18 protein-coding genes and 2 pseudogenes are annotated in these 20,574 nt (G+C 65.9%); 8 read left to right on the top strand and 12 right to left on the bottom strand.

Annotation, left to right across the window (positions count from 1 at the left end; genetic code table 11):
• The first annotated feature begins 89 nt into the window (after window positions 1-89).
• Window positions 90-521, top strand: coding sequence for a Fur family transcriptional regulator (locus DPR14_RS17915; RefSeq protein WP_158048208.1), 432 nt, complete (start codon window positions 90-92; stop codon window positions 519-521).
• Window positions 522-555: 34 nt separating this feature from the next.
• Complete coding sequence (locus DPR14_RS17910; RefSeq protein ID WP_158046364.1) at window positions 556-780, top strand: hypothetical protein; 225 nt, start codon at window positions 556-558, stop codon at window positions 778-780.
• 12 nt (window positions 781-792) lie between these two features.
• On the opposite strand, the pseudogene DPR14_RS17905 reads toward DPR14_RS17910, so the two are convergent.
• The 8 genes and pseudogenes from DPR14_RS17905 to DPR14_RS17870 form a co-directional block, all read right to left on the bottom strand.
• Window positions 793-1,691, bottom strand: a pseudogene (locus DPR14_RS17905) (SAM-dependent methyltransferase).
• Window positions 1,692-2,076: 385 nt separating this feature from the next.
• Window positions 2,077-2,286 (bottom strand): hypothetical protein, encoded by a 210-nt coding sequence (locus tag DPR14_RS17900; RefSeq protein WP_158046363.1) that lies wholly within the window; start codon window positions 2,284-2,286, stop codon window positions 2,077-2,079.
• A gap of 427 nt (window positions 2,287-2,713) precedes the next feature.
• Window positions 2,714-3,759: pseudogene (locus DPR14_RS17895) on the bottom strand (ISAs1 family transposase); the annotation flags it as partial.
• A 396-nt stretch (window positions 3,760-4,155) separates the two neighbouring features.
• Complete coding sequence (locus DPR14_RS17890) at window positions 4,156-5,301, bottom strand: ABC transporter ATP-binding protein (protein ID WP_192499010.1); 1,146 nt, start codon at window positions 5,299-5,301, stop codon at window positions 4,156-4,158.
• 7 nt (window positions 5,302-5,308) lie between these two features.
• Window positions 5,309-6,949: an alpha-glucosidase gene (locus DPR14_RS17885; protein ID WP_158046362.1), complete on the bottom strand. Its 1,641-nt coding sequence runs from the start codon at window positions 6,947-6,949 to the stop codon at window positions 5,309-5,311.
• 27 nt (window positions 6,950-6,976) lie between these two features.
• Window positions 6,977-7,810 (bottom strand): carbohydrate ABC transporter permease, encoded by an 834-nt coding sequence (locus tag DPR14_RS17880; RefSeq protein WP_158046361.1) that lies wholly within the window; start codon window positions 7,808-7,810, stop codon window positions 6,977-6,979.
• Window positions 7,811-7,813: 3 nt separating this feature from the next.
• Window positions 7,814-8,773: an ABC transporter permease subunit gene (locus DPR14_RS17875; RefSeq protein WP_158046360.1), complete on the bottom strand. Its 960-nt coding sequence runs from the start codon at window positions 8,771-8,773 to the stop codon at window positions 7,814-7,816.
• Between the two features lie 9 nt (window positions 8,774-8,782).
• On the bottom strand, window positions 8,783-10,069 hold the full coding sequence (locus DPR14_RS17870; RefSeq protein WP_158046359.1) for an ABC transporter substrate-binding protein: 1,287 nt from the start codon (window positions 10,067-10,069) through the stop codon (window positions 8,783-8,785).
• Between the two features lie 154 nt (window positions 10,070-10,223).
• Here DPR14_RS17870 and DPR14_RS17865 point away from each other — a divergent pair, with 154 nt between their 5' ends.
• Window positions 10,224-10,511 (top strand): (2Fe-2S)-binding protein, encoded by a 288-nt coding sequence (locus DPR14_RS17865; RefSeq protein ID WP_211103810.1) that lies wholly within the window; start codon window positions 10,224-10,226, stop codon window positions 10,509-10,511.
• 72 nt (window positions 10,512-10,583) lie between these two features.
• On the opposite strand, the gene DPR14_RS17860 is transcribed toward DPR14_RS17865, so the two are convergent.
• On the bottom strand, window positions 10,584-11,621 hold the full coding sequence (locus DPR14_RS17860; RefSeq protein WP_343038662.1) for a Glu/Leu/Phe/Val family dehydrogenase: 1,038 nt from the start codon (window positions 11,619-11,621) through the stop codon (window positions 10,584-10,586).
• Window positions 11,622-12,017: 396 nt separating this feature from the next.
• Here DPR14_RS17860 and DPR14_RS17855 point away from each other — a divergent pair, with 396 nt between their 5' ends.
• The gene (locus tag DPR14_RS17855) at window positions 12,018-12,323 is read left to right on the top strand and encodes a sll1863 family stress response protein (RefSeq protein WP_158046357.1); all 306 of its coding nucleotides are present in this window, start codon (window positions 12,018-12,020) and stop codon (window positions 12,321-12,323) included.
• 61 nt (window positions 12,324-12,384) lie between these two features.
• Here DPR14_RS17855 and DPR14_RS17850 read toward each other — a convergent pair whose 3' ends face one another.
• Entirely contained in the window at window positions 12,385-13,725 is a 1,341-nt protein-coding gene (locus DPR14_RS17850; RefSeq protein WP_192499009.1) for a DsbA family protein, read from the bottom strand.
• Between the two features lie 153 nt (window positions 13,726-13,878).
• Between DPR14_RS17850 and DPR14_RS17845 the strand changes: the two genes are divergently transcribed.
• From DPR14_RS17845 to DPR14_RS17835, 3 genes are all read left to right on the top strand, one after another.
• Window positions 13,879-14,868, top strand: coding sequence for a TRAP transporter substrate-binding protein (locus DPR14_RS17845; protein WP_158046355.1), 990 nt, complete (start codon window positions 13,879-13,881; stop codon window positions 14,866-14,868).
• A gap of 61 nt (window positions 14,869-14,929) precedes the next feature.
• Window positions 14,930-15,484, top strand: a complete 555-nt coding sequence (locus tag DPR14_RS17840) for a TRAP transporter small permease (protein WP_246148293.1) — start codon at window positions 14,930-14,932, stop codon at window positions 15,482-15,484.
• Window positions 15,481-16,776 carry a TRAP transporter large permease gene (locus DPR14_RS17835; RefSeq protein ID WP_158046354.1) on the top strand — a complete coding sequence of 432 codons (1,296 nt, stop codon included), beginning with the start codon at window positions 15,481-15,483 and terminating at the stop codon, window positions 16,774-16,776. The genes DPR14_RS17840 and DPR14_RS17835 overlap by 4 nt, the downstream gene beginning before the upstream one ends.
• Here DPR14_RS17835 and DPR14_RS17830 read toward each other — a convergent pair.
• Both DPR14_RS17830 and DPR14_RS17825 read right to left on the bottom strand, forming a co-directional pair.
• The gene (locus DPR14_RS17830; RefSeq protein WP_246148290.1) at window positions 16,709-18,592 is read right to left on the bottom strand and encodes a protein-L-isoaspartate(D-aspartate) O-methyltransferase; all 1,884 of its coding nucleotides are present in this window, start codon (window positions 18,590-18,592) and stop codon (window positions 16,709-16,711) included. The two genes, DPR14_RS17835 and DPR14_RS17830, sit on opposite strands and share 68 nt — an antisense overlap.
• 176 nt (window positions 18,593-18,768) lie before the next feature.
• Window positions 18,769-19,494, bottom strand: coding sequence for a DUF2161 domain-containing phosphodiesterase (locus DPR14_RS17825; protein WP_192499008.1), 726 nt, complete (start codon window positions 19,492-19,494; stop codon window positions 18,769-18,771).
• Between the two features lie 335 nt (window positions 19,495-19,829).
• Here DPR14_RS17825 and DPR14_RS17820 point away from each other — a divergent pair, with 335 nt between their 5' ends.
• Window positions 19,830-20,567, top strand: coding sequence for a response regulator (locus tag DPR14_RS17820; protein ID WP_246148288.1), 738 nt, complete (start codon window positions 19,830-19,832; stop codon window positions 20,565-20,567).
• The last annotated feature ends 7 nt before the right edge of the window (window positions 20,568-20,574 follow it).

The raw sequence follows: 20,574 nt of genomic DNA, 5'->3' as shown, positions 1-20,574 counted from the left end.
AGCCATGTCCCGGCCTACCGTTCCTTGGTGGCCGGGCCGTGTTGCGGCATGGATGGATCATGACGAAAGCCCCGAAGGACGAAGCCCACATGCTGTCGCGACTGGAGCAGATTTGCGTCGAGAAGGGACTGAAGATGACCGAGCAGCGGCGCGTCATCTCGCGCGTGCTGTCGGCCGCGACGGACCATCCCGACGTCGAGCAGGTCTTCAAGAGGGCTGCGGACATCGACGACAAGATCAGCATCGCCACGGTCTACCGGACCGTGCGGCTGCTGGAGGAGACCGGCGTCATCGAGCGGCTGGACTTCGGCGACGGGCGCGCCCGCTTCGAGGAGGCGCGCGACGAGCACCACCATCACCTGATCGACGTCCAGTCGGGCGAGGTGATCGAGTTCAATAGCGACGAGCTGGAAGCCATCAAGCAGCGTATCGCCAGGGATCTGGGGTACAAGCTCCTCGGCCACCGGCTCGAACTCTACGGCGTGCCGCTGGAAGGCTCCGCGCGGCACAGCGCGAAATGACCAGGGCCCAGACCCCAACCCGGCGGAGCGAGCGATGAGCGAAAACCCCTCCAAGAAGCTGTCGGTCTGCGGCGACCAGTCGTCCTGCTGCCGCCCCGCCGTCCAGCGCGCCTACAGCGAGCTGCGCCGCTGCGGCCAGCCGGAACGCTACGCCTTCGAGGCGGCGCTGGCGGTCTACCGCTACCATCACCCCGGCACCATGCCCCGGCAGGCCGAACTGACCGTGGCGGAATGGGTGTGGGACGGCGTCATGCACTGACCGGCGATCCGGTCAGGTTCCGGGGTTCACCAGCATCCAGGTCAGCTCGTGCTTGTTGTGATGCAGGTGGACGACGCGGCTGCCCGGGATCGACGCGAACTCGCGTGTCGCGGCATGGTCGGTCGGCCCCTGGAACTTGATGGTGCAGATGAAGTTGCGGCACAGGCCGCTGTCCACCCACTCGCGGACCAGCCGGAGCAGCCGCTCCGGATAGCAGATCACGTCGGAGCATAGCCAGTCCACCGGCCCGATGTCGGACGGGATCAGGCCGAAGGCGCTCTCCCGGCGATAATCGACCCGCGGCAGCGCCGCGATATGGGGCGCCAGCGGCGCCTTGTCCACGCTGATGACCCGGGCGCCCAGCTCGTGCAGGACCCAGGTCCAGCCGCCGGGGCAGGACCCCAGGTCCATCGCCAGCGACCCCGGGCCAGGCATGTGGCCGGCCAGGGTCAGCGCTTCCCAAAGCTTCAGATAGGCCCGCGTCGGCGGCACGGTCCGGTTCTCCACGAACTCCACCTCGCCGTGGCGGAACGGGCTGGAGCAGCGTGCCGACGCGATCAGCGACTTCTCGCTTTCCATCATCCAGGACCCCAACGGCGCCGTCGGGGCCGGGGAGGGGAAGACCAGCGGCTTGGCCGAGACATGGGGAAGCTGTTCCTGGATCAGCTTGGCCCGCCCGTTATGCAGTCCGGGCCACAGCGCCCAGTTCCGCTGGATGCTCCGCAGCTCCCGCGCCGCCGACTTGATCGACGCGACCGGCAGCCGCACCGGGTCGTACCAGACATTCTCCACCCAGCTCACCGGCCGCGCCGGGCCGGGCGCGAAGACCAGCCGGTCATGCACCTCGGCGACGTCCCCAGCTCGGCGATCAGGTCGTCCACGAACCCCTCGGGCGCCAGGTATCCGGTCATGCCCAGCGGTTCGCCCGGGGTTTCGTCCTGCGGTGACGGGTCTTGCACGGTGCTCCAAGCTCCTGATACGCGATGCTCCCGCATAGCCCAGCCGCCCGCCGGGATCAATCGTTGGGAAGGCTCGGTCTGGGAATGGTGTCTACGATGAAATCGGGACGAGTTCGCGCGGGTGAGTCCTGTCTACATCTCATCATGCGCGGACTTGATCCGCGGCTGCTGGGCACCACGATCGCGGTGCTGGGAATTGTTCTCCTTCTGCGAACCCCTTTTCCCTTCATGCGCGGGCTTGACCCGCGCATCCACGCGCAAACCGGCGGGGGGAAATTCGCGCGTGGATGACCGGATCAAGTCCGGTCATGACGATGAAAGGAGCTCATGCCAGCGCCTACGCTTCGCCCTCCCGCCTCCGCCGGGGCAGAACGCAGCACGACAGCCCGACGCCGACCAGGACCAGCGCCCCGACGACGATGGTCTCATAGGCCACGGTCACCGGCCCGATCCGCGCGTCCATGTGCCAAAGCGAAATCTTCAGCAGCGGAATAATCCCGTACAGTCCGGCCGCCGCGAAGGCCGAAGCTCCCGCGGCAACGGTCACCAGGAAACGGCGAGAAAACGCACCGGGCGAATCCGGGGCGGCTCTGAAGGCGGTGCCCCAGGATGGGTCCTGAGATCCGCTCCGCCTTGGGTAGGCGCAAGTCCCTCCCGGAACTCTTCTATCGCCATTCACCGTAGGTCGGCCTTGGCCGAAGGCCGAAGGCCGACGCCGACACCAGGCCGGAGCGTCGATGCGGAAAGTCGGCCTACGGCACACCATCATGAATCGACATTTTCCAAGAAGATGCGTAGGTCGGGTGCCGCTTCGCTTTACCCGACCTGCATCAGGTGCTGATCCGTAGCCCTGTTTTCTGCTACGAACTGGATTTATTCATATAGATAAGCAGAAATGGCGCTGAATACTTACATACGCTTCGGGTTCGACAGGAACATCACAAGTCAGCAGGGGAATCGCTTGAAGGCGCTCAGGCAGTTCCAATTATGAGGGAGTGGAGGTAACCGGTTGACCAGGAAGCTTTTTTTCGACGGACCTTGAGGCTGTTTTTATCTGTGGCGGATTTCAGCAGGTTGACGGCAATACGCTTGATCAGGCCCATGTTCCTAGCGCCATAGCCTTTGCGGACGCGGGCATGGTCGTCGCGGAAGACGACATCGAGCACCCAATGCAGCGAATTCTCGATTTGCCAATGGGAGCGGACTACGGCGGCGAACTCAGCAGCGCTCATCGGTCGGGAGCACAGGAAGCAGCGCCGGGTGACGGTGGTCTTGCCGTCGCGCTCGACCTCGGCCTCGACCATGCCGACCGCGCCCAATCCCGGCCAGGCGTGGCGCCGGTTGAGTGTGCTGACGTCGTGCAGGATGAAGTGCCGGCGCACCTCGTTCCGCCCGTGATCGGCGTCTTCGGTCCGCACCATGTCGAGGCCGAAGCCGTCCTCGGCCCGCCCTCGGCGATGGCGCGCTGGATCGAGCCATACAGGGATTTCTGGTTGCCTTTGATCGCCAGCACGTAATCGGCCTCGGCTTCAACGATCTGCTCGGCGATGGCGCGCTGGCAGCCCATGGCGTCGATCGTCACCAGGGCGCCCTTGAGCACCAGTTGGTCGAGCAGGCGCGGGATCGCGGTGATCTCGTTGGACTTGCCGGTCACCGCTTCCTGGGCCAGCACCAGACGCTGGCCACACGCCCAGGCCGAGACCAGATGCAGCGGTCCGGCACCCCGCCGGCTGCCGCTGCGCCGCATGGTCTTGCCATCGATCGCGATCGTCTCCGGCACGGCGATCTCCTCGGCTCCCGCCGCACCGCGCAAGCTGTTGATCCAGCTGACGAAACAATCCTCGAACAGGGCCGGATCAAGCGCCCGGACGACGTCGTTGAGGGTGTCGTGGCTGGCGATGCCGCGCGCAAACGGCTCAAAGCTGCGCAGAAAGCTCAGGTGCTCGCGTCCCCAGAGCGCCATCTCGACAAAGTTGTCGCACCCGCTCAGCGTTCCGCATAGCACGACCAGAAGGATCTCCGGCAGAGGGTACAAAACCTTGCCACTCTGCCGCGGGTCCTCCAGCGCACTGAAGTGCGCCAGCAACCCGGTCCCCGCCGCCGTAACCGCCATCGAAACCTCCTCCTCAAGGAGATTCCTTTGAATCACATCCCGACAATCCAGGGAATCCTACAATGACAGCCCTTCAAGCGATTGCCCTGCACAAGTCAGCCACCGCTCCGGATCGGGAGGCAGGTTCCATAAATAGGAAAATTATGCTATAAAGCCGGGGTGGCAGCAGTCATGGAGCGACGATGATGACATTCGATGACACCCCGGGACCCGGCACGAGCCGCACCGCCGCCGCTTCCTGCCGTCACCCGGCTCTGACGGATGATGACATTCGCGTACATACCCCCGGGGTACACAATCCCATCACCCCGCCTCACGCATGGGCGTGCCGGGGCATCTCCTGGTCGGCCATGGGGTGGCGCTCCAGCCGGTCCAGGGCGATGCCGTCGCGGTCGAACAGATGGCAGGCCCGGCGGGGATGCCGATGCGGATCTGCTCGCCGGGGCGGACGGTGTCCTCGCCGTCGGTGCGCAGCACGATCGACTGGCCGTCCGCGGTCCTGACATGGCAATAGGTCTCGCCGCCCAGCCGCTCGACCACGAAGACCTTGCCCTCCAGGACGGCGTCGCCCCGTTCCGCCGCAACCAGATGCTCCGGGCGGAAGCCCAGCGTGACCGGGGCGCCGGGCGCCAGGCCGGCCGATCGGGAGGGAACCGTCAGGGTGCCGCCGCCTGGAAGCCGTACCGTGGCGCTGTCGCGGTCGATCCCGCTCGCCGTGGTCTCGATGAAGTTCATCTTCGGGCTGCCGATGAAGCCCGCGACGAACAGGTTGCGCGGGTGGTGGTACAGCTCCAGCGGGGAGCCGACCTGCTCCACGTGGCCGGCCCGGAGCACGACGATCTTGTTGGCCAGCGTCATGGCCTCGACCTGGTCGTGGGTGACATAGACCATGGTGGCGTTCAGGTCCTCCTTCAGCTTCGCCAGCTCGATCCGCATCTGCACCCGCAGCGCCGCGTCCAGGTTGGACAGCGGCTCGTCGAACAGGAAGACCTTGGGCTCCCGAACGATCGCCCGGCCGATCGCGACGCGCTGGCGCTGGCCGCCGGAAAGCTCGCGCGGCTTGCGGGTCAGCAGGTTCTCGATCTGGAGGATGCGGGCCGCCTCCCGCACCTTGGCGTCGATCGCCTCCTTGCCGGAATTGGCCAGCTTCAGGCCGAACGCCATGTTGTCGTACACGGTCATGTGCGGGTAGAGCGCGTAGCTCTGGAACACCATGGAGATGCCGCGCTCCTTGGGCGGCAGATCGTTGACCCGGACGCCGTCGATGGTCATCTCGCCGCTGGTGATGTCCTCCAGCCCCGCGATCAGGCGCAGCAGGGTGGACTTGCCGCAGCCGGAGGGGCCGACGAACACGGTGAACTCGTTGTCCTTGATGTCGAGATCGACGCCATGGATGATTTCAAGGCCACCGAAGGATTTGCGCACGTCGCGCAGCGTGACGTCGGCCATTGGCGGATTACCTTCCCGTCGTTTTATTGTCAGTCCCCGATAGACGCCCCAGGAAGGCGCCGTGGCCCGGCAGCCGGATATTCCTTCCGTCCAGCGTGCCGGTAAGCCCATGCCCAGACAGAGCCTCCACCCCGCCCGGCGCCTCCAGTGCCGCCGGCTCCCCGCCCAGGTTGAAGGCCGCCAGCACCTCCTCGCCCCCGCCGCTCCGGACGAAGGCGATCACCGGCTCCGGCGCGTCGATGAAGCGGATGTCCCCGGTCACCAGCGCCGGGTGCTCCCGCCGCCAGCGCAGGAAGCCCCGGGTGAAGTTCAGCACGCTGCCGGGGTCGCCCTCCTGCACCGACACCGCGCGGTGCAGATGCTCCTCCGGTACCGGAAGCCAGGGCTCCGCCGTCCCGTCGGTGAACCCGCCGGCCGGGTGGTCGTGCCGCCAGGGCATCGGCGTGCGGCAGCCGTCGCGGCCCTTGTACCGGGGATAGAACGGCAGGCCGTAGGGGTCCTGGATCTTGTCAAACGGCACGTCGGCCTCCGGCAGGCCCAGCTCCTCCCCCTCGAACAGGAAGGCGGTGCCGCGGATCGAGCAGAGCAGGGCGACCAGCAGCTTGGCGAACCCATCGCCGCCCTCTCCCTTGCCCCAGCGGGTGACCGGCCGGATCACGTCGTGGTTGCCGAACGCCCAGGCCGGCCAGCCCCGGCCCGGCTGCCGCTCGAAGGACTCCAGCGCCCCCCGGATCACCCCGGCGCCGAACCGCTCGGTCAGCAGCGTGAAGCCGTAGGCGGTGTGCAGCAGGTCGGGGGAGCCGACATACTCGGCGCTCCTCATGGTGCTGTCGTCGTCATGCACCTCGGCGACGGTCATGGTGCCGGGATAGCGGTCCATCAAGGCGCGCAGCCGGCGCAGGAAGGCCAGGTTCTCCGGCCGCGACTTGTCGTAGACATGCCGCTGCATGCCGTAGGGATTGACCGAGGCGACGCCTTCCAGCGCGCCGGACCCGCTCGGCCGGGGCGGGTTGTCGCGCAGCTCCGGGTCGTGCATGTAGAAGTTGGCGGTATCCAGCCGGAAGCCGTCCACCCCCCGGTCCAGCCAGAACCGGCAGGCATCCAGCACGGCGTCCTGGACCCGGCCGTCATGCAGGTTGAGGTCGGGCTGGCTGGTCAGGAAATTGTGCAGGTAATACTGGTTGCGCCGGGGCTCCCAGGCCCAGGCGGAGCCGCCGAACACCGACAGCCAGTTGTTCGGCGGGTTGCCGTCCGGCCTGGCGTCGGCCCAGACGTACCAGTCGGCCCGCGGGCTGTCGCGCGACTCCCGGCTTTCCAGGAACCAGGGGTGCAGGTCGGAAGTGTGGCTCAGCACCATGTCGATGATGACGCGCAGTCCCAGGCCGTGGGCGCGCGCCAGCAGATGGTCGAAATCCTCCAGCGTGCCGAACATGGGATCGACGGCGCGGTAGTCCTCCACGTCGTACCCGAAATCCTTCATCGGCGACTTGAAGAACGGGCAGAGCCAGATCCCGTCGACGCCCAGGCCGGCGACATGGTCCAGCCGTTCCGAGATGCCGCGCAGGTCGCCGATCCCGTCGCCGTCGCTGTCCCTGAAGCTGCGCGGATAGATCTGGTAGATCACCCCGCCGCGCCACCATTCCGTCATGGTCCTTTTCTCCCGCCCATCGTTCCGTCAGCCCTTCACCGCGCCGGCGGTCAGGCCGGAGACGATCTTTCTCTGGAAGATCATGACAAGCACAAGCAGCGGCACCGTGACGATGACCGAGGCCGCCATGATGTTGCCCCAGGGCAGTTCGAACTGGCTGGTGCCGGTGATCAGCGCGATGGCGACCGGGACGGTGCGCATCTCGTTGGACAGGGTGAAGGACAGGGCGAACAGGAACTCGTTCCAGGCCGCGATGAAGGCGAGCAGGCCGGTGGTGACGAGCGCCGGCCCCATCAGCGGCAGGAAGACCCGGGTGATCACGACCCACGGGCTTGCCCCGTCCACGATCGCGGCTTCCTCCAGCTCCTTGGGCAGCTCCCGCATGAAGGTGGTCAGCACCCAGACCGTGAACGGGAGGGTGAAGATCATGTAGGACAGGATCAGCCCCAGCAGATTGTTGTAGAGGCCGAGCCAGCGGATCAGCTCGAACATGCCGGACAGCACGGCCACCTGCGGGAACATGGACACGCTGAGCACGACCAGCAGCAGGGTGGTCCTGCCGCGGAACCGGATGCGGCCCAGCGAGTAGGAGGCGGTGACCGCGAGGAACAGCGACAGCACGACCACCGATACCGCCACGATGACCGAGTTGAGGATGTTGCGGCCGAACGGCTGCCCCTGGAACACGCCGACATAATTGTCCCACGCGGGATTGGCCGGCCAGAATTCGACCTGGAACAGTCCCGAGCCCGCCTTCAGCGACGACACGATCGCCCAGTAGAACGGGAACACCGTATAGATCACGATGAAGGCGACCAGGACGTAGAACATGACCCGGCCGATGATCTTGCGGCTGCGCATGGCTCACTTGCTCCCCTGGTCGAAATTCACCTTGCCGACGGTGATGTAGATGACGGTGAAGGCCGCGATGATCAGGAACAGGAAGGTCGAGGCGGCGGAGCCGTAGCCGACGTCCTGGAAATCCACCAGCTGCTGGCGCGCGTAGACCGACATGGACGCGGTCGCCCGGCTGTTGCCGGTCAGGACGTACATCAGGTCGAAGATGCGCAGCGCGTCCAGCGTCCGGAAGATGATCGCCACCATCAGCGCCGGCTTGATCAGCGGCAGGGTCACCTTGAAGAAGACCTTCACCGGGTTGATCCCGTCCACCCGCGCGGCCTCGTAGACCTCGCCGGGGAGCAGCTGGAGCGCCGCCAGGATCAGCAGGGTCATGAAGGGCGTGGTCTTCCAGACGTCCACCGCGATGACGGCATACATGGACAGGTCGGGGTCGGCGATCCAGGCGCGCGGCTGGTCGATCAGCCCGAGGAACAGGAAGATCTCGTTAATCACGCCGTAGAGGTCATGATACATCCAGCCCCACATCTGGGCCGAGACCACGGTCGGGATCGCCCAGGGGATCAGCATGGCCGCCCGCAGCAGGCCCCGGCCGGGCATATGCGCGTTGAGCGTCAGCGCGATGACCATGCCCAGCACGGTCTCGATGCTGACCGACACCACGGCGAAGAACACCGTGTTCCAGACCGCGCGCCACCAGTGCGGGTCGATCGCCAGGTAGTAGAAATTCAGCAGGCCGATGAACTCGTGGTATTCGAGGTCGTACAGCGTCGCGTCCGTGAAGGAGAAATAGATCGTCCGCAGCAGCGGCCATCCCGCGACCAGCGACAGGACCACGATCATCGGCGCCAGGAACAGCCAGGCCGCCCGGCGGCGCTGGCGGGTCAGCAGGGAGCCGCGGAACGGAGCGGCGCCGCCGCGCGCCGCCGGGGTGGTGGCTCGTCCCGCGTCGTAAACGGTCGTCATCGTCGCCTCCTACCACCGGCCGCCGCGGCTGACCCGGTCGAGCGTCCGCTCCAGGTCCGCGAGGCTCGTTTTCGCATCGGTCTGGCCGGACAGCGTCGCATGGACCGCGTTCCAGAACTCCGCCGAGACCTGGTTGTAGCGCACGCCGGTCACCCGCGACGGGCGCGCCACCGCATTGACGAAGACCTCGTACAGGTCGCCGAAGAACGGGTTGGCGGCCAGGACCTCCTGGTCCTTGTACAGGGCATCGATGGTCGGGTTGAAACCGCCGACCACGGCCCGGCGCTTCTGCTCCTCCAGGCTGGTCAGGTAGCGGACCAGATCGGCCGCGACCTCCGGATGTTTCGAATATTTGGACACGGCGAGCTGCCAGCCGCCCAAGGTGGCGGTGTGCTTGCCGTCCGGCCCTCCCTTGGGAAGCTGCGCCACGGCGACCTTGCCCCGCACGGGGCTGTCCTCCGCATTCAGCAGCGGCCAGGCATAAGGCCAGTTGCGCATGAAGACGGCATTGCCGGACTGGAAGACGCCGCGGCCTTCCTCCTCGCTGTAGTTGATCACGCCCTGCGGCGATATGTCGTTGACCCACGAGGCCGCCAGCGAAAGGGCGTCGGCCGCGCGCGAGTTGTTCACCGTGATCTCGCCCTGCTCGTCGACGATCGTTCCGGCGTTGAAGCTGTCCAGCCATTCCAGCGCGTTGACCGTCAGCCCTTCGAACGCGCGGCCCTGGAAGACGAAGCCCCACATGCGGTCGCTGCCGGCGGCCCGCTCGCCCTCCTGGATGATCCGGGCGGTCTTCGTCATCTCCTGCCAGGTGGTGGGGAGCGGCCGGCCGTATTTCTCCAGCAGGTCGTTCCGGTAATAGAACAATCCGGCGTCGGTGAACCAGGGCATGGCGACCAGCCGGTCGTCGACCACGTCGTTCGTCACGATCGCCTCGAAATGCTGCTCCAGCACCTTGGGATCGATGAACTCGCGCAGGTCGATCAGGTGGTTGGCGAGGATGCCGGGCCAGACCACGTCGATCTGGAAGACGTCGATGTCGCCCGACTTGGCGGCCAGCAACTGCTGGTACAGGGCCAGGCGCTCGTTGCTGTCGTTCGGGGTCGAGACGAGCTGGACCCGGTGGCCGGTGGCCTTGGCCCAGGCTTCGACGCCGGTACTGCAGACCTGGAATTCGATGCCGACCGAGCCGCAGGAGATCGCGATGCCGACGCGTCCGGGATCGCCCTGCGAGTAGGCGCCGCCGGAGAAAAGGAGGGCAGCCGACAGGGCCGCTGCCGCGACAATTTTCCTCATGGCTCGTCGGTCCTCCCTTATGTCACCTTTGCTTCAGGCCTTATTTGTCGACCTTTTTTACATCCCGAGTTAGCGGTTTCTTCATCCACGGCACGCTTATGATTTGACCGGATGAGGCGAATTTGACCACAGCGGATTGACGCCAACTAAGCGATTGACACTCATTCTCACCTGCTCTAACCATTGGAGCAACATCGGCTGGGTTCAAACGATCATGTATGTCTGCATCTGCCACGGATTTACCGAGAAGAAGGTCAAGCAGGCTCTCGCCGAAGGCGTTTGCTCTGCGGCGGGCTTCTTCACCTGCATGGGATGCAAGCCGCAATGCGGGAAATGCGTCCCCTATGTGCGCCAAATGGTGACGGACCATCGCAACACGCTGTCCTGCGCGAATACCTGCTCCGCTCCCATTCCTGAAGAAGCCGCCATCGCGGCCGAATAGTCCCTTCCCATTCGCATACCGCCGTTCGAAGCCGGGCCGCACCAAGGCTGCGCCATGGTGCGCCTCGCGAGCCTATGCAACCCTCGAAGGGCGGAAACGTTCCTCCGCGATCCGGTCGGCGGCGATGTTTGTCGGAATCCCCTCCGCATCGGACCGCTGGAAGATCTCCAGCAACGTATCGTGGATACGGTCGACATGCCTGAACGCCGCCGCGCGGTCATAGCCCCGGCCGTTCCGACCGAACTCGTAGCTGATATTGATGACTCCGCCGGCATTGATGACGAAGTCGGGCGCGTAGAGGATGCCGCGCCGGGCAAGCCCGGTTCCGTGGCGGCTCTCGGCGAGCTGGTTGTTGGCCGACCCGGCGACCACCGCCACCTTCAGGCGGGGCAGGGTTTCGTCGTCGATCACCGCGCCCAAGGCGCACGGGGCGAAGACATCGGCTTCCACGTCGAAGATCCGCTCCGCATCGACCGGCGTCGCGCCGAAGGCTTCGACCGCCCGTTCGACGGTGTCGCGGCGGATGTCGCTGACGGCTAGGCGGGCGCCTTCCTCGGCCAGCTGGCGGCACAGGTCCCAGCCGACATGCCCCAGGCCCTGCACATTGACCCGGAGGCCGTCCAGGCTGTTCCGCCTCAGCCGGTGGCCCACCGCGGCCCGGATGCCCATGAAGACGCCGCGCGCCGTGGCGGGGGAAGGATCGCCGCTGCCGTCGCGCAGCCCGGCCACGTGCCGCGTGACGCCGCGGACCGTCGCCATGTCCTCGACCGACGTGCCGACGTCTTCGGCGATGATGTAGCGGCCGGCGAGGCGTTCGACCGCCCTGCCCATGGCAGCCATCAGGTCGGGGGTCTTGTCCGCGCGCGAATCGCCGATGATCACCGATTTGCCGCCACCGAAGGGCAGGTCGGCCAGGGCGTTCTTGTAGGTCATGCCGCGGGACAGCCGCAGAACGTCGCGAACCGCGACATCCTCGCTCGCGTAGTTCCACATGCGGCAACCGCCCACGGCGGGGCCGCGGGCGGTGTTGTGGACGGCTATGATCGCTTTCAGTCCCGATTCGGGATCGGATGCGAAGACAACCTGCTCATGTCCATCAAAGTCTTGCATTGAAAATACGGCCATACTCATCCTCGTCTTGTGCGATGCAGCAATCTTTGGAGGTGGTCTTGAAGCCTGATCATTACTTTAGTATTGATCCATTATTGGCCTTCGGCAACGAGTTCTGGCTGTACGGAGAAAAAAGCAGTTAAGTTATTATTGCGATCTCCCGTCCGCCTTAAAGGGGCTTGTAACGGTTGGTCAGCGAAACAATGTTGCCGACAAGGGTCGATCCTGCCCTGTCCTCCGGCCGAAGGCGGCGGAGCGCGGCATGGAATACAGGATCGACGGAGTGGTTAATAACAGGCGCAACCAAGGTGCCGGTTAGGGTTCTTGGCGCAGGGAAAGCGGTGGCCCGGATAATGCAGGTGGATGATCGATGGGGAGTGTAGTTGGGAGGGTCTCATGACACATCGGAGCAGGGATCGGTTCGAATCGGCTTCGTCGCTTGAAATGAAGGCCTTGACTGAACGGTTGGACAATCTGCGTGCCGTGGCCGAGCGGGTACCGGGTGATCAGAAGTTCCTTCTGGAACGCTCGCTCGATGAACTGCGCGGTCTGCGCAACCGCTGCGAGGCACGGCTGGAAGATGCGCGCCGTGCCTCCGAGGATGCCTGGTATCTGGTCAGGGTGCACGCAGAGGCGGCACTTGCCCAATTCCGCGTCGGGATCGAGGCGATCGAAAACCAGTACCGCCGCTTGGCCGCCTGACTTTTCCTTGCCAGGATCGGGCCTGCCCCGGGGGCAGGCCCGAAGAACGCCGTAGTCCGCCTCAGGAGCGGGTGAGTTTGCGCTCCAGGAAATCCAGCCTGTCCTGGCCCCAGAACAGCTCTCCGTCCAACGCATAGGTCGGCGCGCCGAACACGCCGGCTGACAGCGCCTGCTCCGTGTAGGCGTCCCGGAGGGCGCGCACCTCGTCGGTCTGCGCCCGGTCGATCAGGTCGGGCGAGGCTCCGTGTCGCGACAGGATGTCGGCCAGGGTCTCGGGCGCCGACAGGATGCGATCCTCGATCCAGACCGCGCGGCCGAAAGCGGTGCAGAGCGCCGCCATGTCGGCCCCCGCCTGATCCGCCGCGATCAAGGTTAATGCCGCCAGTTCGTCGGGCTGCGGAAAGTTGGATGGCTGAGGGATCAGCGGAATGTCCAGGCGTTCCGACCAGCGCTTCAGTTCGGCCAGCCGGTATGCTTGTCGTTGCGGCGCGCGTTTCGGCAGGGGCAGCCCACCGGATGCCGGGAAGATGCGGCCGAAGTCGACCGGCCTGTAGGCGATCTCTGCGCCCGCCTTGCCGGCGATCTCGTGGAACCGCTTCGATCCCAGGAAGACCCAGGGCGAGATCGGTGTGAAGAAGTAGTCGATCCGTGGTGCCATGGCGGCGTGTCCCCCTCGTTGTTCATTGTGGTTGTGGTTCGTCGTTCCGGGCTGCGCCCGAGAGCGCGGCTTGGGCGAAGGTATGGAAGCTGGTGGCCGGACGGCAAGCCCCGCGAGCGCGCCGCCCAGCCTCCCGGCGGCGACGTCGAGGCCGACGATGGCCGGCCCGTCCGCGCCGCGAAGCAGCAGGGGAGAGCCGCTGTCCCCGTGCGTTGCGTCGCAGGTGTGCAGCAGCAGGCCCGGCGGAGAGGCGCCCGGCCGGGGCGCGCAGCCGTCGTGGATCGACAGCAGATGGGCGCGGTCCTGGCCGTAACCGGCGCGGACCAGTTCGACCCCGGCGGGCAGCGGCTCCTTCCGGATCGGCACCGGCTTGATGGCCATGGGCTTGGCCAGTTCGAGGATGGCCCAGTCGGCCCCCAGGTTGCCGGCCTCGAACGGGGCGGCATAGTCGTAACCAGCCGCTACGAAGACTTTCCGGGCCACCGAGTGCGACAGATAGGCGCCGCGCCGGTAGCCGGCCAGGAAATGGATGTCGCCAGCGCCGATTATCCGGCCCGTGCGCTTGTTGAACAGGCAATGCGCCGCGGTCAGCACGTGGCGCGGCCCGATCAGCGTTCCGGTGCAGAATCCGCCGATCGTCCGGTTGACCCGGCCGATCGCCGCCCAAGGCCAATCCTGGTTGTCCAAAGGCGTGCGGTCGTCGCGCCCCAGTATACCGGGGAGGTGGTCGCGGTCCGCACCCATGGCTCTGCCGACCGTTGTAGACGCTACTATTAAAACCACTGCGAGCAAATGAAGCACCTGCCGGGTGGTTGAACACATCGCTTGCAAACCGCTGCCCGCTCCATTACCCCTATTGGCAGAATACTGAAGAAAATCTCCTTCGGAGGAAAGTTCATGCGTATCTTCGCTACCGCCATCGCCCTTGCTGGCATTCTCGCCGCCGGAACGGCTTTTGCCAAGCCGGTAACGATCAAGTTCAGCCATGTGGTAGCCGACAGCACGCCCAAGGGCCAGGGCGCGCTGATGTTCCAGAAGCTCGTCAAGGAGCGCCTGGGCGATGACAAGGTCAAGGTCGAGGTCTACCCGAACTCGCAGCTGTTCGGCGACGCGAAGGAGATGGAGGCGCTGGCTCTCGGCGACGTCCAGCTCATCGCGCCCTCGCTGTCGAAGTTCGACAAGTACACCAAGCAGCTCCAGGTGTTCGACCTGCCGTTCCTGTTCGACGATATCGCCGCGGTGGACCGCTTCCAGGCGAGCGCCGAGGGCAAGAAGCTGCTGACTTCGATGGAGAAGAAGGGTTTCATCGGGCTGGCCTACTGGCACAACGGCATGAAGCAGCTTTCGGCCAACAACCCGCTGCGCAAGCCCGAGGACGCCGCCGGCCGCAAGTTCCGCATCCAGGCGTCCGACGTGCTGCTGGAGCAGTTCAAGGCGCTGAACTCCAACCCGCAAAAGATGGCGTTCGCCGAGGTTTACCAGGCGCTCCAGACCGGTGCGATCGACGGGCAGGAAAACACCTGGTCGAACATCTACTCGCAGAAGTTCTACGAAGTCCAAAAGTACATCACCGAGAGCAATCACGGCGCGCTCGACTACATGGTTGTCGCCAACACCGACTTCTGGACCGAGCTCCCCAAGGACGTCCGCGCCGAGCTGGAGAAGATCCTGAACGAGGTGACGGTCGAGGTGAACAAGATGGCCGAGGATCTGAACCAGCGGGACCGGCAGCGGATCGCCGAGAGCGGCAGCTCGGAGATCATCAAGCTGACCAAGGAGGAGACGGAGGCTTGGCGCAAGGCCATGGCTCCGGTCTGGGCCACCTTCGAGAAGGATATCGGGGCCGACCTGATCAAGGTCGCGAACGCTTCCAACACCGCCAAGTGACGACTCCCGGGGACCCCTGCAATCGGGGCTCCCGGACCACACCTACACGGGAAGAGGGATCGTGACCCGAGTGATCAACCATCTGGAGGAGGGCTTCATCGCCCTTCTCCTGGCCGGCATGACGATCCTGACCTTCGCGCAGGTCGTGCTGCGTTACGGATTCAACTCCGGCATCATCTGGGGCGTCGAGGCGACCAACTACATGTTCGCCTGGATGGTGCTGTTCGGCATCTCCTACGGCGTCCGCGTCCATGCCCATATCGGCATCGACCTGCTGGTCAAGAGCCTTCCCGCCGGCTTGCGCCGCTGGGTCGGCCTCGTCGCGATCGGCCTGTGCCTGCTCTACGCGGGCATAATGGCCTGGGGCTCCTACGGCTATATCAGCCGCCTGATGCGCCTCGGCATCGAGGCCGAGGACATTCCGGTCGAGCGCTGGATGCTCACCGTCATCCTGCCGATCGGCTTCGGGCTGCTCGGCCTCAGGCTCGCCCAGGAGGCCTACGCGATCCTGACCGGCCGGCGCTCGGGCTTCGAACTCGCCGACGAGGCGGCCGATGTCCTGAAGGAACAGGGGCTCACCGGCGGCAATCCCGGACTCGATAGGACGTCGCGATGACCACGGTATTCCTCTTCGTCACGCTGTTCGTCTTCATGCTGCTGGGCATGCCGATCGCGATCTCGCTGGGCCTGTCGTCGCTGCTGACAATCCTGCTGTTCGCCAACGACAGCATGGCGTCGCTGTCGCTCAAGTTCTTCCAGACCTTCGAGCAATATACGCTGCTGGCGATCCCGTTCTTCATCCTGGCCGGCTCCTTCATGACCACGGGCGGCGTGGCCCGTCGCATGATCAACTTCGCCATCGCGGCGGTCGGCCACCTGCACGGAGGCCTTGCGATCGCCTCGGTGCTGGCCTGCATGCTGTTCGCCGCCGTCTCGGGTTCCAGCCCGGCGACCGTGGTCGCGGTCGGCTCCATCGTGATCGCCGGGATGGTGCGGACCGGCTACACCAAGGAGTTCGCTGCCGGCGTCATCTGTAACTCGGGCACGCTGGGCATCCTGATCCCGCCCTCGATCGTGATGGTCGTCTATGCGGCCGCGACCGAAAGCTCCATCGGGCGCCTGTTCATGGCCGGCGTGATCCCCGGGCTGCTGCTCGGCCTGATGCTGATGGGCGCCATCTATATCGTGGCCCGCTACAAGAACCTGCCGCGCCAGCCGCGCGCCTCGCTTGCCGAACTCGGCCAAGCCGGCAAGGAGGCGTTGTGGGGCCTGCTGCTGATCGTCATCATCCTGGGCGGCATCTATGGCGGCGTGTTCACGCCGACGGAAGCGGCGGCGGTGGCCGCGGTCTACGGTTTCGTCGCCGCCCTGTTCATCTATCGCGACATGGGCTTCAAGGATGTGCCCAAGGTGCTGGTGGACAGCGGCCGCGTCACCATCATGCTGCTGTTCATCATCGCCAACGCCTTCCTGTTCGCCCATGTCCTGACGACCGAGCAGATCCCCCAGAACATCGCGCGCGGCATCTCGGAAGCCGGGCTGGAGCCCTGGCAATTCCTGATCGTCGTCAACATCATCCTGCTGGTCGCCGGCAACTTCATGGAGCCGTCGGCCATCATCCTGATCCTGGCGCCGATCCTGTTCCCGATCGCGACGCAGCTTGGCATCGACCCGATCCATCTCGGCATCATCATGGTGGTGAACATGGAGATCGGCATGGTGACCCCGCCGGTCGGCCTGAACCTGTTCGTTACGGCCGGCATCACGGACATGAGCATCATGCAGGTCGTCCGAGCGGCCTTGCCCTGGCTCAGTATCCTGTTCGTCTTCCTGATCATCATCACCTATGTGCCGTGGGTGTCGCTGTTCCTTCCGAACTTCCTGTTCGGCCAGGCGGCGGTGCAATAGGCGCCAGGGGCCGGATCGCGGTGGTCCGGTCGAACCACACGTAGAGATCGAACTGGCCGGGCAGGGAGGCCTGGAAATAGTGGTTCTCCCGCTCGGCCCCAGGGCGGTAGATCGCGCCGATCGCCCGCTCCAGCCGGAGTCGCTTCAGATCCTCGACCAGCGGCTCGTTCCGTCCGGGCCGCAGGTCGAGCAGGAACCGGGGCTTGCCGGAGCGGACGCACAGGTGCTCGTAGCTGTCCGGGTGCGCCGGCGGCACCTCCATCACCTCCATCGGGCCGCCCCACCCGGACGCCGCGACGACTGTCCCACGGTCGGTTCCGAACCCGACGAGCGCCGCCTCGCTTCCGAACGCCTCGCGGCACAGCATCCCCAGGTTGACTTGACCCTGGCGGCCCATTTCCGTGGCCGCGGCGTCGCCCACATGGGTGTTGTGGGCCCAAACCACCGCCTTCGTCTCCGGTCCGCGGGTCTCCATCACCGCCCGGAGCGTCTCGAACATGTGGCGGTCGCGCAGGTTCCAGCTGGTGGTCGCGCCATGATAGAGTGTGCGGTAATATTCCTCCGCGGAGGCGATCAGCCGTGCGTTCTGCCGGGCGTCCAGCCAGCTGTCCTCACCGGCGGCGGCCTGATGGGAGAGCCGCTTGTCGAGCAGTTCCCGGAGCATGTCCAGCACCGCCTTCTCGCAGGTGTCGAACCCGCCGGTCTGCGCCGCGCGCCCATAGGTTTCAGGTGCCAGCCGCCACGGCGCCAGGCAGCCGTACCGCTCGCGCGCGATCCCGGCGGTTTGCGGATCGACCTCGTCCAGATAGTCCAGCACGGCGGCGATGGAACCGTTCAGGCCATAGAGGTCCAGGCCGTGGAACCCGACCCGCCGCCTTGGTTCCGGCACCCCGTCGTTGTGCCGGCGCAACCAGTCGACGAAGCCGGCGACCTCCTCGTTCCGCCACATCCAGGCGGGAAAGCGCGAAAACGCCGCGTCGTCGGACCCGCCCGGCGGCCGGCCGCGGACATACCGGTCGATCTGTTCGGCATCGGGCCAATCGGCCTCGACCGCCACGACGGTGAAGCCGTGCCGGGTGATCAGCCGCTCGGTGATTCGCGCGCGGGCGCGGTGAAACTCCGAGGTGCCGTGGGTCGCCTCGCCCAGCAGGACGACCCTGGCATCGGCGATCCGGTCGAACAGCACGCCGAACCGCTCGTCGTCCACGTCGGGCAGCGGTTCGGCGGCGTCTCGGACCCGCTCAGCCGCGTCGGGCGGCAGGGCCGGGGAACGGCGCATGGCCTCGGTGCGGGTTGCTTCCGGCCAGCCATGGGCGCCGATCAGCGGCACGAAGGCGACCAAGCCGAGATCCTCCTCGGCGAACATGTCCTCGCCGGTGCGGCGCTGCCGGATCAGGCGCTGGCCGCCGGCTTCCGCGCCGGCCGGCATGATCATCCGCCCGCCGACCTTGAGCTGGCGGGACAGCGGCTCCGGCAGGCGCGGCCCGCCGGCGGTCACGATCACGGCATCGAACGGCGCCACCTCCGGCCAGCCCAGGGTACCGTCGCCGGCCCGCAGGTGGATACCTGCATAGCCCGCCCGCTCCAGCCGTGTCCGGGCAGCCTCAACCAGGGAGGCATGGCGGTCGATGGAATAGACCTCGCACCCCATCGCCGCCAGCGCGGCGGCGGAGTAGCCTGAGCCGGTGCCGATCTCCAGCACCTTGGCGCCGGGGACCAGTTCAGCCGCCTGCATCATCAGGGCGACGACGAAAGGCTGCGAGATCGTCTGGCCTTGTTCAATCGGCAGTGGCGAGTCGTCGTAGGCGATTTCCAACAGGTACTCGGGACGAAGAGTTCCCGCGGCACCCGGCCCAAAGCGGCGATCACGCCGGCGTCGTCGATCCCCCGGGGCATGATGTCGCGTTCGATCATGACCCGGCGCTTTTCGGCGAAATCCGTGCTGCCCATCATCCAGCCTCCCGGTGACGCACTCCTCTTTCCAGATCAACATCACCGCGGCGCGGATTGTTCGACCAGTTCCGCCGATGGTTCTTCCGGTGCGAACTGCTCCAGCCCGCGCAGCCCTTCCTCGGTCAGCCGGTAGGTGCCGCGGCTCACCCGCTCGAACCAGCCGTAGACATTGCGCTGGAGGATGCCGGCGGCGCCGGGAGCATCCCCGTCCCGGCGCAGTGCCGCGACGGCCATGGGGCCGTTCGCCTTCAGCAGAGCCGCGCAGCGCAATGCTTCCTGGCGGTAGGCTGTCACGATCTTGACTTTGCTCGACCCGCCGCGGTTGGGATCGCCCAGCCGCCGGCCGTGCTCCCTCAGCAGCAGCCGGGCGCGCTTGGCGTTCACCCGCGGCCGGTAGGGTGCCGGCTCGATCACAAGGTCCACCTGCCTGCCCGCGCGGGCGGTGGGATCCACCGTCAGCAGCCCGAGCCCCAGCATCCGGCAGAGCTTGCGGACATTGCCGTCGTTCGCGTTCGGCCCCGTCGCCCGCCGGCCGGCGGGCCGGGGAACCGCGAGGTAGACGCGGTCCGACAGGGCCAGCCGGTCGACTCCCTGGAGAACCAGCGACAACGAGAACCGCAGCTTTAACTCAACCAAAACGGGCGGTTCGCCGGCGCGGACGGCGACCAGGTCGCAGCTCCGCACCTCGCCTTTGACATCGTACCCCTGGGCTTCGAGGAAGGCTTTCACCGGATCGTAGAGGTCGACCTCGGAAGTGATTGGCAAGGCGGCTTTCTCGCTGGCTGCGGGGCGGCTGGGGCGGGCGTTCCGACCATTGCTCTCCGGCGGAGCCCGTGTCAATTCACGCATGGCTGCAACCTTTCTTGACTTGAGGCGTTGCCGGTCGGATCGCAGCCGATATCCGCGGCGAAAGGGTTTAGGCCGAATACCCCGATCCGCCGGATACGCGAATATGATATCTCGAACCTTCGATATTGAGCCCCGCCGGAGAAGAGGCGGACAGATCAGCTTCATGATGGACCGTTGAGATCAGAATGCCGGAATCCTCCGCAGAGATTGTGAAATTTCTTCCCTACTTGCGGCGCTATGCCCGAGCCCTGTTGGGATCCCAGGATCGCGGCGACCAATATGTCCGAGTTTGCCTCGAAGCCTATCTGGCAGAGCCCGACCGCATCGATCCCGCCGGCAACATCCGGCTCGAACTGTTCGCGCTGTTCCATGAGGTCTGGTCCCTGGTGGACGAAACGTTCCCGGAAGCGGTGCCCGACCTTCCCGAAGGTACCTCGGACACCAAGGTGATCCAGGGCGTCGGCAGGCTGCCGCCGCGCCAGCGCCAGGTGCTGCTGCTGATCTCCCTTGAAGGATTCTCCTTCGACGAGGCGGCCCGCATCCTGAACGCCACCACCGAGGAGATCCGCGTCGAGCTGGAATCCGCCCGGGGCGAGCTGTCCAAGCAGACCTCCGTCCGTGTCCTGATCATCGAGGACGAACCCCTGATCGCCGAGGACATCGCCGGTCTCGTGACCGACATGGGCCACAAGGTCTGCGGTTCCGCCGCCCGCGAGGAAGAGGCCCTGAGACTCGCCCGCGAGACCGCGCCGGAACTGATCCTGGCCGACATCCAGCTGAAGGGCGGCGACAGCGGCATCAAGGCCGTCCAGAAGATCCTGCGCTCGACCAACCTGCCGGTGATCTTCATCACCGGTTTCCCGGAAAGGTTGCTGACTGGCGAACAGCTGGAGCCGGCCTTCCTGATCGCCAAGCCGTTCCAGCCGGAGGTTCTCCGGACCGCGATCGGTCAGGCGCTGGCGGTGCATCCGCCTCAGAAGATGAACTGACGAGAAG

The organism is Skermanella pratensis, from assembly GCF_008843145.1.
Taxonomy (GTDB): domain Bacteria; phylum Pseudomonadota; class Alphaproteobacteria; order Azospirillales; family Azospirillaceae; genus Skermanella; species Skermanella pratensis.
Note: the sequence above shows the minus strand (reverse complement) of the source record. Positions and strands in the feature narration are given on the sequence as shown.